The 12749-nt window shown below is 36.0% G+C and carries 13 protein-coding genes; 9 read left to right on the top strand and 4 right to left on the bottom strand.

Translation table 11 applies throughout. The features are described 5' to 3' along the window. Positions 1 to 28: 28 nt before the first annotated feature. From ACFCYJ_RS10540 to ACFCYJ_RS10530, 3 genes are all read right to left on the bottom strand, one after another. Complete coding sequence (locus ACFCYJ_RS10540) at positions 29 to 229, bottom strand: cold-shock protein (protein WP_049665562.1); 201 nt, start codon at positions 227 to 229, stop codon at positions 29 to 31. 218 nt (positions 230 to 447) lie between these two features. Beyond that, entirely contained in the window at positions 448 to 1074 is a 627-nt protein-coding gene (locus tag ACFCYJ_RS10535) for a response regulator transcription factor (protein ID WP_376073927.1), read from the bottom strand. Next, on the bottom strand, positions 1067 to 3241 hold the full coding sequence (locus tag ACFCYJ_RS10530) for a sensor histidine kinase (protein WP_376073925.1): 2175 nt from the start codon (positions 3239 to 3241) through the stop codon (positions 1067 to 1069). The genes ACFCYJ_RS10535 and ACFCYJ_RS10530 overlap by 8 nt, the downstream gene beginning before the upstream one ends. Before the next feature lie 207 nt (positions 3242 to 3448). On the opposite strand from ACFCYJ_RS10530, the gene ACFCYJ_RS10525 reads away from it, so the two are divergent. The 9 genes from ACFCYJ_RS10525 (at position 3449) to ACFCYJ_RS10485 (ending at position 11706) form a co-directional block, all read left to right on the top strand. Beyond that, positions 3449 to 4369 carry a hypothetical protein gene (locus ACFCYJ_RS10525; RefSeq protein WP_376073923.1) on the top strand — a complete coding sequence of 307 codons (921 nt, stop codon included), beginning with the start codon at positions 3449 to 3451 and terminating at the stop codon, positions 4367 to 4369. A gap of 85 nt (positions 4370 to 4454) precedes the next feature. Next, on the top strand, positions 4455 to 5432 hold the full coding sequence (locus ACFCYJ_RS10520) for a thymidylate synthase (protein ID WP_376073921.1): 978 nt from the start codon (positions 4455 to 4457) through the stop codon (positions 5430 to 5432). 466 nt (positions 5433 to 5898) lie between these two features. Next, entirely contained in the window at positions 5899 to 6087 is a 189-nt protein-coding gene (locus ACFCYJ_RS10515; RefSeq protein WP_376073919.1) for a hypothetical protein, read from the top strand. A gap of 45 nt (positions 6088 to 6132) precedes the next feature. Then, positions 6133 to 6339: a thymidylate synthase gene (locus ACFCYJ_RS10510; protein ID WP_197143701.1), complete on the top strand. Its 207-nt coding sequence runs from the start codon at positions 6133 to 6135 to the stop codon at positions 6337 to 6339. 102 nt (positions 6340 to 6441) lie between these two features. Further along, positions 6442 to 6852: an Rrf2 family transcriptional regulator gene (locus ACFCYJ_RS10505; RefSeq protein ID WP_323650102.1), complete on the top strand. Its 411-nt coding sequence runs from the start codon at positions 6442 to 6444 to the stop codon at positions 6850 to 6852. A 75-nt stretch (positions 6853 to 6927) separates the two neighbouring features. Then, positions 6928 to 7557 (top strand): NAD(P)-dependent oxidoreductase, encoded by a 630-nt coding sequence (locus ACFCYJ_RS10500; RefSeq protein WP_376074037.1) that lies wholly within the window; start codon positions 6928 to 6930, stop codon positions 7555 to 7557. Between the two features lie 385 nt (positions 7558 to 7942). Further along, on the top strand, positions 7943 to 8668 hold the full coding sequence (locus ACFCYJ_RS10495; RefSeq protein ID WP_376073916.1) for a hypothetical protein: 726 nt from the start codon (positions 7943 to 7945) through the stop codon (positions 8666 to 8668). 225 nt (positions 8669 to 8893) lie between these two features. Continuing rightward, entirely contained in the window at positions 8894 to 10312 is a 1419-nt protein-coding gene (gene aspA, locus ACFCYJ_RS10490; protein WP_376073914.1) for an aspartate ammonia-lyase, read from the top strand. 143 nt (positions 10313 to 10455) lie between these two features. After that, positions 10456 to 11706, top strand: coding sequence for a methyl-accepting chemotaxis protein (locus ACFCYJ_RS10485; protein WP_376073912.1), 1251 nt, complete (start codon positions 10456 to 10458; stop codon positions 11704 to 11706). Between the two features lie 112 nt (positions 11707 to 11818). On the opposite strand, the gene ACFCYJ_RS10480 is transcribed toward ACFCYJ_RS10485, so the two are convergent. Then, positions 11819 to 12253 carry a DUF4181 domain-containing protein gene (locus tag ACFCYJ_RS10480; RefSeq protein ID WP_376073910.1) on the bottom strand — a complete coding sequence of 145 codons (435 nt, stop codon included), beginning with the start codon at positions 12251 to 12253 and terminating at the stop codon, positions 11819 to 11821. Positions 12254 to 12749 lie beyond the last annotated feature (496 nt).

The raw sequence follows: 12749 nt of genomic DNA, 5'->3' as shown, positions 1-12749 counted from the left end.
TTTGCACTCTACATGCTAAAGCTATAAATTAAAGCTTTACAACATTAGTAGCCTGAGGTCCGCGATTACCTTCTTCTACGCCGAACTCAACTTTTTGGCCTTCATCTAAAGTTTTAAAGCCATCTGTTTGAATAGCAGAGAAATGTACAAATACATCATTTCCACCTTCTACCTCGATAAAACCAAAACCTTTTTCTGCGTTAAACCATTTTACTGTACCTTGTGTCATGTGAACAACCTCCCAAAAAAATTAAACAATCATATTGCTTCGATAACTTGCAAAAAAATCACATATTCAAAAGCTCGTATTACTTTTGAATACGTGATTTTAGCGGTTAAGATGAAGTAATGTAATTATTGTTTTGATTATATAACAGTTTCAGACATTTATCCAGTATATTCCGATTTTAGTAATATAAAATTTACATTAACGTAATTTAACGATAATTAGTTGATCCATGCCTTCTCTTTAGCGACGATTACAGCCTCTGCACGAGATTCTACCTTTAGTTTGACAAAAAGTTTGGATAAATAATTTTCTACAGTGCGCTGTGTGACCCCAATGGCTGAAGCAATTGCTTTATTTGTACAGCCTTGTGCGACAAGTTGTAAAATTTCTTGCTCCTTGTTACTTAGTAAAACATCTTGTTGCATGTTTGGAAGATTGGTACGCTGCTGTACAAAATCTAAAAAATCAGCTGCTAGTAGAATCTCGCCCCTTAGTGCAGCTTCAATAGTTTGAATCACTTGCTGTTTCGTGGCAAGTTTTGATAATAGTCCATCGATCTTTTTCTCGATCAGTAGTTCGTAATAATCGGAAAGCTCATATCCTGTATAGAGTAAAATAAGTGATTCTGGTTGCTTTTTCTTAATCATTTCTGAAAGCTGGATGCCGTTGATTGGTTTCATGTTAATATCGATTAAAAATAATTGAAAATCTTGAAAATCCATTCTCGACAGAACAGCGGCACTATCCTGCTCTGTGTCTATATGGACATTTGTTAAATCTTGTAATAATGTTTTTGTACCATCTAAAACGACAGGATGGTCATCTATAATAAGAATATTAATCATCTGAATCCACGTCCTCTTGTATTTGAATAAATATATGCATTCCTTCATTTAAATTGGAAGTTATCGTGATGTCCCCATTAAAAGCACGGACTCGTTCTCGAATACCATTAATGCCCATAGAAGCTGAAGATTGCATTAAACCTTCAATATTACAGCCAATACCATTATCATCATATTGGAGGATGAAGCCACGATTGATCGCTTGTAATCTTAGTGAAACTTCGGTTGCCTCAGCATGCTTAATGGCATTATTTAAGAGCTCCTGCACAAGGCGATAGACGACTAAATGTAAAGTTACATCCTGAAATTGGACACGTTCTATTTGGGCATTTAACAAAAAGTCTGCTCGTATTTTCACCTTTTGAATTAGTTTTTTTAAGGCGATTTGTAGCCCAAATGTGTCTAACAAAGGAGGGCTTAAATTCTCACAATACTCACGTAAGTCCTTCGATGCATTCAGCAACTGCTCACGAATATCTAACACCTTTTCTTTTTTTATAACAGGCGAGCTAGCAAGTACATCTAACTCTCTCGCTAAATGAAGTTGTTCTTGCAAAATAGTATCATGTAATTCCTGCGCTAAAATACTTTTCTCTTTTTCAATGATATTCCATAATAATTTGTCGAGCCAAGGAAGCTGAGTATCATTGTGATCCTTCATAAGCTTTATTTCATATACTAAATCTTCAATGAGCTTTAAATTATCTATAAACATGGAAACATAGAGGGCCAGTAACTCTAGCCAAAGAAGCTCTTCTTTTTGTAATATATGTCTAATGTTTAACATGATTTTTTCTTCACCTGTATCATGTAATAGTAGGTGATTCCCTATGTTGACTTCATCACGAGCGAAGGGCGCATCTTCCGTTATTATTGTAATCGTAAAGGCTGTAGTACCAAGCTTTTCTGTTATTTCATACTTGAATTGTTCCAGTAATTCTTGTTGATTTTTTGCTTTCCCCATACGATTAACAGCAGCATATAAATTATGTACATAATTGCCAGTGGATGAAAAAATAATCTTTCGATATTTAAAATCAAGCTGCTCTTTTATATAGAAACTAGCAATGATAACAAGGAATACTAGTATAAAAACACCCGTAATTTTAACGATCGATAATTTGTCAATAAACAGGAGAGTAATGCCCGTAGTTAATAGTAATGCACAAAAAAAAGCAAGTGTTGAATAATAACGTAAACGAGATAATTGATATTCAATATCGAATAATCGTTCATTCACTTGAATGAAGATAAATGAAAAAGGAATAAATAATAAGGATGATGCAGCTACCTCAGCATGTAAAATAGGATCCAGACCAAATATTAGAGGTATGACGAAAAACAGTAAAAACGGCAAGAAAGGCGTAATAAACGCAATAGTAATCAAACGGATTTTTTCCAGTCTAGTTCGTAAATAACTCGTTAGTAAAATATAAATCGCATAGAGAACAAGTACAGCAAACATTCCTAACTTAATTAATGATATGATTGTCCAAAAGTCAGAATTAACTATTCTTATGAAATCACAGCAAAGTATAAATGGTAGTGTTAAATAAAGCCACTTTGTATTGAGGCACGGCCATTCTATACGTAGGTAGCGGAAATAAAATTGTAAGAAGTGAATAAAAAGCACTATGCATAAAACTATACCAATACCTATTACGAATCCGCCAATTAGATTTCCTCTAACTGAGGCTCCTGTACTTATATAAGCTAAAGAACAGGTTAATAAAAATAATGTTAGTAGACTAGTTAGTAGATTATCAGTATTTCTTCGCCATAAATAGATAGCAACGCCAAAAGATAGAACAAAATAAAAAAGTGGAAAAATAATTTGCAAATAAAATTCTTCCGGAATATCTTTATGCTTAACTGAAACAGCATGAACATCTCCATTAGGCTTCATAAACGTTAGTTCTTTTGCACAACGTACAGAAGAATCGAGTTGATTAGAACGAACGGGCTTGCCGTCGATTGTCAGTAGTAGATCCCCTTTTTCAATATTATGTTGCTGTGCCCAATTTGGATAATAGAACTCGGTCATGACGGGTTGTTCGCTAGTTGTGTCTAGTGAAATACCAATATAAGGTATTTTTGATGCAACTACAAGTACATAAATACCGAGGAGTAGGTAGGTTATGAAAATACTATATGTCCATTTACTCATCGTTTTCTCTCAATTTTTTGCATGATAATAATGCCCCATTTCAATCTTAAGTACTACTATATTATCCATAATTTTTGGTAATTTTGGAATACCGAAAAAGTTGTTTCGGAAAACCACTATTGCTTTTTCGGAATAACGAAATAGTTTTTTCGGTGTAGCCTATGATAATGTAAATCTATCATATGTGACGAAAAGGGGGAGCGTTGCATGACAAAGAAAGGATTATCACTAGTCCTTTTTCTAGTAGTCATAATGTCGTACCCGATGACAGCAATCGCTAAGAACTTTGAGAATGATGCGGTGAAAGTAGATATCTGCATTATTGGGGGTGACAATCGTTTTGTCTATAAAATTCCAAAGAATTTACATAATGATACGCCGTATGTTGACATGAAAAATAACATTGAATCTTCCTTAGCGAGTCATTGGAAGATCGAGGATGCTCGTTATGAAGCCCACCAGACAGATGTTGCGTATACTTTTTCCATTAAAGATTTAATTAATGAAAAACAAGATGGGCAAATGAAGGTAGCGATACCATATACTTTTTTAGTAGGAATGTTTGGAGAAAATGATGCCATTCAATTACGCATTTTGGCTAGTAAATTAATCGACTGGAAAGCCAACTCAAAGGATTGGGCAACGCTCGGCTTTATGGAACCGTCGCCCACTTATTTTAGTGAGCAGGAATATGTTTATGAGGGAGCGGTCAACGAGCTACTTCAGCAGCGGGTAGGACATTTTAATGGCACGGTTATGAAAGGGCAAATGGTTTTACATAGTGTTATTTATTTTAGCTTTATTATTGCACAGCTAATCGCCTGTATAATTTTATCAAGACGCTTAAAAAAGAGAATTATAGAAGATCCAGAAAGCATGCATCAGTTCCGAAAGCTTAACTATATGTACCAAATCATTCCGTTTATGATTATCGGTGTGCAAACTGTCTTTCTAGTCATGTCAGGGTTACTGACTGCTTTTGGTCTCTATTTTTCCCCAGGGATGGATCTCTTACTGATTATAGTTCCTATTTTATTTAATATTATTTTGTTACCAACGTTTTTTATCACGATTGAGAGTGAAATCTCAAAGGAGTTGGAAAACAATTCCTTCGGCTCGGATATGTAAATATTGTTTTTATTTTTGGGCGTCCAAATGTAGTTATTAGATGTTATAATGGTCAACAGCATACTTGAAGGAGCTGTTGATTGACATGGCGCATCCAGAAATCGCGTACTTAAATTTACTACAACATATATTAGAGAATGGTGTTAAAAAGGAAGATCGTACAGGAACTGGTACATATAGTGTATTTGGCTATCAAATGCGATTTGATTTAAGCAAAGGCTTTCCTCTTTTAACGACGAAACGTGTACCATTCAAGCTTGTAGCAAGTGAGCTACTTTGGTTCATCAAAGGGGATACAAATATTCGTTATCTACTGCAAAACAACAACCATATTTGGGATGAATGGGCTTTTAAAAAATGGGTTGAGTCTGATGAATATTCAGGTCCGGACATGACAGACTTTGGTCGTCGTTGTTTAGTGGACGAGTCTTTCAATGCTGACTACAAAAAAGAGTTAGCATCATTTTGTGAGCGTGTTTTAACAGACGATGAATTTGCACGTAAATACGGAGAGCTTGGAAATGTTTATGGCAAGCAGTGGCGTAATTGGACAACAACAACAGGAGAAAGCATCGATCAATTGCAAGATGTCATCCATCAAATCAAGCACAATCCAGATTCACGACGCATAATTGTCAATGCATGGAATCCAGAGGATGTTATTAATGCGGGTGCAAAGGGCAGTAAAGCGGCACTACCTCCGTGTCACGTGATGTTCCAATTTTATGTCGCAAATGGCAAATTGAGCTGTCAACTAATGCAAAGAAGCCTCGATACATTACTAGGCTGTCCATTTAATATTGCGTCATATGCATTACTGACACATTTAATCGCTCATGAATGTGGTTTAGAAGTCGGCGAATTTATTCATAGCATTGGGGATGCTCATATATATTCAAATCACGTGGAGCAAGTAAAAGAACAGCTTTCCCGCGAGCCTAAGGACCTACCAACCTTAAAAATCAATCCGAATAAAGCGTCAATTTTCGACATAGAGCTCGAAGATCTTTCAATTGAGGGCTATGATCCACACCCAACAATTAAAGCACCAATTGCCGTTTAACTTGAAGCAGCAGCCGTTTTGGTTGCTGTTTTTTTAAGCAATCAAACAGTAAAGGAGTGGAGATACAGTTCAGGGCGACGGATAGAATTGGCAAAGTGAAGGATAGATAGGCCGAAGTCGTGGATAGAATCGTCGAAGTGATGGATAGAATCGGCAAAGTCGTGGATAGAAGTCAGAGCGACGGAAAGAACATCCGAAGTGACGGAAAGAAGAGTCAAAGCGACGGATAGAATTGGCAAAGTGAAGGATAGATAGGCCGAAGTGATGGATAGAATCGGCAAAATCGTGGATAGAAGTCAAAGCGACGAATAAAAATACCAAAAGAGAAACCCTTATTATTTATAATAGAGCCAAACTTTCTAATAAAAATATGAAGGATGTTTAAATTTATGAAATTTTTACCGATATAAGTTTTAATCTGGAAATCCAAATAAAAATTTTAGAGGTGAATGATGTGAGGAGATCATTGATTTTTCAAATAGACGGAAGAGAGCGTGAGCAGCGTTTAAGGCCGAAATTGCTTACGAATACTCCTCAAGCAAAAGAGGGATCTGAGCTACCACACATCTCTACAAAATTAACATTGGAGCAAATACATATAATGATGCAAGTCGTTGAGGAAATTCGCCTGAAACGTTATAAAGAAAGACTATAAATGTAAGCGCCTTCTAAGCTATAATAGCTGAGGAGGTGTTTTATAATGAACGTGGTATTTGTAGATTCGGTTTTAGGTACAGAGCTTTTGCATATGGTATCACATGATGTGGCAGGGACATTAGCTGCAGCGCAGGGGGAAAGTGTGACGTTTCCTGTTGGCCATTTTAAGTATGAATTTCATAACTTAGATTTTTATGAGGAAGATGGAGAAATACGACAAGAATTAGTCATTTACGTAAAGAAAGTATAATACTTCGTAAAATGAAAAAAATAAATGCAGGTGCAAATAGAGCAATTTGTTTGCTTTTATTCAAACCTGTAACTATAATAGTTACAACGGGTGGTGATACATATGGTGAACAGTCGATTTTCGGTAGCGATCCATATACTTTCGCTTATTGCAACAACATCTGATAAAAGTCAGCTAACGTCTGAGTACATTGCTGGAAGTGTGAATACAAATCCAGTTGTTGTGCGACGTATGATTGGTGTACTGAAAAAAGCGGGCTTGCTTACCTCGCAATCAGGTATTGCAGGCTATGACCTTTTAGTAGAGCCAAAAGATTTAACGCTATTAGCTATTTACCATGCGATTGATGGACCAGAGCAGCTATTTGCGATTCATGATGAGCCAAATCCAGCATGTACAGTTGGTCAAAAAATCCAACGGACATTGGAAGGTGTTTATACATCTGTTTGGCATGCAATGGAAGAACAACTTCAAGCACAAACTTTACAGGATGTGCTAGATCAACTTCGTTAAATCAACGAAGTCGATCTTTTGTATCTAATCTGTAACTGAAATGGTTACAATTGAAAAATAGGAGGAATTATAATGATGAAAATTGCAGTAATTGGTGCAACAGGGAAAGCAGGACAAAAGATTGTAGAGGAGTCACTGCAACGTGGTCATGATGTAACCGCGATTGTTCGCTTAGCTTCCAAAGTAACAGCAAATATTCCAGTAATTGAAAAGGATGTTTTTGCATTATCTCAAGAAGATGTGAAAGGCTTTGACGTAGTCGTAAATGCGTTTGGTGCTCCTTTTGGTCAGGAGGAATTACATGTGAAAGCTGGCCGTCATTTAATTGATATTTTCACGGGTATTGATACAAAATTATTTGTTGTCGGTGGTGCGGGAAGTTTGTTTGTAGACCCAGAGAAAACTGTACGCGTAATGGATACACCAGATTTTCCAGAAATGTTTTATGCGACAGCTAAAAACCAAGGTGAAAATTTACACGACTTACAACAAACAGCCATTACTTGGACATTTTTAAGCCCATCTGCTTTCTTTGATCCAGAAGGTCCACGTACAGGTAGCTATACTGCTGGAGAAGATCATTTATTAGTAAATGATGCTGGGGAAAGCTATGTAAGCTATGCAGATTATGCCGTTGCTGTGTTAAATGAAATTGAAAATCCCAAACATGTTAACAGCCGTTTTACAGTGTCTTCTAATAAATAATCATTAACCGAGCGTTTTAAATTTATTATAAGTCAAGAATTAAAGTCATATCTTTATCACAGCAGTGTTCTTGTTATAAGGTACAACATTATAATAGTCAAATTTAGCTGAACTAATACAACCAATTAGTTCAGCTTTTTTGATTGTGGTCCGTGAACAATTGGGAATATTTGTACGTTATATAAATAATGAGGTAGGCTGTTTTAAGAATTAATTATTTTTATTGCAAAATTTTGAAGAATAGGATGAGTAAACGTTTTATCAAATTCATTTTCAAAGAGGGCGGAATTTTGAAGTTAATAAATATTCGTTAATAGGAACCTTGTTAATTGGGTCATTGAAGATTGTGGTGACCAATCGAGAGTTAAGGGGGAGCATAATGAGTATGGATGAGAATATCGAACTGTATCCTGTTAAACAAACGATGAAAAGTCTCTTAAAAGGTTGTCTTGTTTTTGGTCTAATTGTCTCCATTTTAGTGTTGATCGCTATTATCATTTTTATCTATATAATAAAATTTAAGGAAAAGGAAATAATGACCAGTGAGTCACCGGATGGGATAAATGTCATTAAAGTCGTAGAAAAAGGAGAAACAGCTTTATTTTTCCCGTCCACGGTTAGAGTAAAATATAGAGATAAATATATCGAACGAATTGTTAAAAATGATGGAAAGAATCTTGACGATTCAAATGTTACGATCAGTTGGAAAAATGATGCTGAAGCAACGATTACGTTATATGGAGAAGAACAAAACCCCGACGTCATTAAATTTAATGCTGAAGAATTTATCCCGTTTAAAATAGTACACGACGGACAAAGTTCATTTACGTTTAAAACGAGTGATTCACCGGGGCTTGTAAATATCATTGAGTTTAGGGAAGTAATTCCATCAATTGAATCCGGTCTCTCGGCAACGGTCCATATCTATTATGGAAAAAGGGGAAGTGTTTTAGAAAAATATATTGAGTACATTCCTAGTGATATGTATGCTCCAGACAACTTCAAGATCGAATGGAAAAACGATGAACAAGGTAAAATCAATGTCATGCGGGAAAATGAAAAAGGAGAAATCTATATAGAAGAATCCATAGAGATTGATAGTAACGAATAAGTGAAACCTTATAATCAGGTTAGGACGATATTAACCATCTTCAACCATCTTCAACCATCATGTACATGTATTTTCTTTATTGTTTCAGAGTAGATCTCGGCTTTTAAGGAATAAATAATAATGTCTTTTCAGGAATTTTTCATTTTACAGACAAATGACTGTTTACAATACGGCAGTTATTAGCTACTATCAAGTGTGAGGATTACATAAAAGGAGACGACAATTATGTCCACACAACGTATAGAAAAAGACTTTTTAGGTGAACGTGCCTTACCAAGCAATGCTTACTACGGAATCCAAACGCTTCGTGCAACTGAAAATTTCCCGATTACAGGGTATTCAATTCATTCAGCACTTATTAAAGCAATGGGTATTGTTAAAAAAGCAGCTGCATTGAGTAATATGGAGGTACACCTACTTTCAAAAGAAATCGGAGATGCAATTGTCGAGGCTGCACAAGAAGTTATTGATGGCGAGTGGGATGCTGAATTTATCGTTGACCCAATCCAAGGCGGTGCTGGCACATCGATTAATATGAATGCCAACGAAGTGATTGCTAACCGTGCCCTAGAGATTTTAGGCAAAGAAAAAGGGGACTACCATGCAATTAGCCCAAACAGCCATGTAAATATGTCACAATCAACAAACGATGCTTTCCCAACAGCAATTCATATTGCTGTGTTGAATTTGATAGATGAACTACTTCTTACAATGGAAAACATGCAAGCTGTGTTCCACCAAAAAGCGGAGCAATTTGCGCATGTTATTAAAATGGGTCGTACGCATTTACAAGATGCTGTACCGATTCGATTAGGGCAAGAATTTGAAGCATATTGCCGTGTAATCACTCGTGATATTGCGCGCATTCGCCAAACTCGCCCGAATTTATATGATGTAAATATGGGAGCGACAGCTGTTGGTACAGGATTAAATGCATTCCCTGACTATATTCAATCAGTTGATATTCATCTTGCTGAAATTTCAGGATTGCCGCTTAAAGGCGCTACTCACTTAGTAGATGCAACACAAAATACGGATGCTTATACAGAAGTATCAGGCGCATTAAAAATTTGTATGATTAATATGTCGAAAATTGCTAATGATCTTCGTTTAATGGCTTCTGGTCCACGTGCTGGATTAGGGGAAATCATTTTACCAGCGCGTCAACCTGGATCGTCTATTATGCCAGGGAAAGTAAATCCTGTTATGCCAGAGGTACTTAACCAAGTGGCCTTCCAAGTAATTGGTAATGATCAAACGATTTCTTTAGCATCTGAAGCAGGACAATTAGAATTAAACGTAATGGAGCCTGTACTAGTCTTTAACTTAATTCAATCTATTAGTATTATGAATAATGTGTTCCGAGCATTTACACAAAATTGCTTGAAGGATATTGAAGCAAACGAAGACCGCATGAAAGAATATGTGGAAAAAAGCGTTGGCGTACTAACAGCAGTGAACCCACATATTGGCTATGAAGTAGCTGCACGACTTGCACGCGAAGCAATCCTATCTGGTCGTTCAATTCGTGAGCTATGCCTTGAAGAGGGTGTACTAACGAAAGAACAATTAGATTTAATTCTAGATCCATATGAGATGACACATCCAGGTATTGCCGGATCAAGTATTATGAAATTAAAATAATTGATGATGAAAGCACTTTGTCTAGCGCAAAGTGCTTTTTATAATTCTTATTTCTTACAAAAGTTGGACTTTTTTCTATGAATTTTAGGAGATTTAAACTATAATTGTTTCTAGGAATAATATTATAGTTGGGGGAATTTAGTATGAGTTTACGAAGAAAAAGTATAATTGGCTTTTCTACTTTAAATGTTCTCATGGGTGTTATTTTGATTATAGACCTAACAAATTTAACATCTTTAGAATGGCTATCCACTTTATTAACAGTAATAGGAATTACAATGACAATTTCGTGTATTTTCTATGTGAAATATAAAATTATTAAGCCAATTAAACAATTAGCAACATCCGCTCAAGCTATCGCTGAGGGGAATTTGCACAGTTCTCCTATTGAGATAAATTCCAATGATGAGGTTTCAGAGTTAGCTAAAGCGTTTATTGAGATGAAGGAACAACTACATACGATGACACAAAAAATTGCAAGTAGTTCTACAGAATTATCAGCGAGCATAGAGGAGCTATCAGCAAGTACAAATGAAATTACAGATGCAGTAAACGAAGTTGATTCACAAATGGAGAATACAACTGATGGTCTTAAGAAAGCAGCACAGTCTGCAAATGAGAGTGCTATAGCTATGCAGGAAACTGCTGATGGCATTGAGCGTATTACCGTCGCAACGCAAGATGTATTTGATCATGCAAAAGAAGCAAATGACATTGCAGGCAATGGTGCGGAAATTTTACATGTAGCTAAAAATCAAATGGAATTCATTTCGGATTCTACTGAAAAAACAAGTCAATTAATGCAACAATTATCAGGCAAAATGACAGATATAAAATCTATGACCGAAATGATTACGGCCATTACAGATCAAACGAATTTGCTTGCATTAAATGCAGCGATTGAAGCGGCGCGTGCGGGAGAGCATGGTAAAGGCTTTGCAGTAGTAGCGGAGGAAGTCCGAAAATTGGCAGAGCAATCTAAGCATTCGGCTATTCAAATTGTCGAGCTAGTAGTTGGTATTGAAAGCGATACAAAACAAGTAGCTACCTCTGTCGAAGAAGACTTGAAAAACGTTCAACAGGGCGTCTATGTTATTGATGAGGCTACAAAGTCGTTTGGTACGATCTCTCAGCATGTTAGCAAAATGACGAACCAGCTAGAGGATATATCCACAACCTCTGAAGAGCTTACAAGTAGTGCGAATGAGGTTACAAAACTAGTTTCGACTATCGCAAATGGAATGGATAGTTTAACTAATTCCACAGAAGTCGTTCTACAGTCAGTTGATGAGCAAAGTGCCTCCATGCAAGCGGTCAACATGGTAGTGTCACAAGACCTATGTGTACAAGCTGAAAATTTACAAAAGCTTACACAGAGATTTAGTGGACATTAACGTGTAACATTATCCATCAAAAAAGGCTATTTTGCAGAGGGATTTTCTGCGAAATAGCCTTTTCTATTTAAAGAGAGGTCTAGTCAATTTCCTGAGGTTAATAGCTTTCGAATTAACTATTAAATAAGCCGAAAAAATCAGTTTTTATCGTCAAAAATACGATGCAAATCATAAACATCATTTCTGCGATAGTAGCAACAAAGTCTTTTCTATTTTCTGCGTATTTCCATTCCATAAATGCTCGTAAAATTTCAGAGGATACTAAAAAGACAATTATGATAAACCATGTTTCAAAATACCATGCAATTTCAACCGTATCATTGTTAATTGTGTAATACTCGCTAATTAATACTAGAGTCATAAAAAGTAGTCGTACCAACAGATCTAGTTTTTTATGTCTTTCGTTCAGGTAATCAGTAGAAAACCATTTCTTCCTCTCGGCACCTAAGAATTTCCTTGCTACAAAACCAAAAAGAGGAATTATTAAAAGTAGCACAATTAGAAAAAGTATTAATGTTCTTAGTTCAATAATAGTATTCAATGTCATTCACCTCTCAAACGTGCCTTTTCTTAGGCTAAAGCAGCTCCGGATTAATTATTCATTTTTTTCCAAACCTTCACTGACATGTTGAAATATAAGCCAAGCCAAATAAGCACATTACGACACCCTAAATGCCCCTAAGCATCTTCAATGATCCCCAACCCTGACTCTGTCCAAACTAACTGAAAATTCTATATGTATAGAGAGTGTAGCACAATACAGTATGGTTTGGTAGCGAATTGGAAAATATGCAACCAATGAAATTACCCCGTTGTATACAAAATGCGAGCTTGCGGAGCATGATACAAGGGTTTGGCTAAAAGGATTGCTTTATGTTGCCTACTAATCCTGAGAAGGTTAGGCGGGGATCTCTAAGGAAAGGTTTCGAAATCATACAAGGTGTTTAGGAATATTTATAGAATAGAATAAACATAGCATTAAAAAATTTGAAACAAAAGACTTTAAGGGAGTTGATGTAAATATTAACATTTATCGCATTATT

It is taken from the genome of Lysinibacillus sp. NPDC056232, assembly GCF_042267565.1.
Taxonomy (GTDB): Bacteria; Bacillota; Bacilli; order Bacillales_A; family Planococcaceae; genus Lysinibacillus.
Note: the sequence above shows the minus strand (reverse complement) of the source record. Positions and strands in the feature narration are given on the sequence as shown.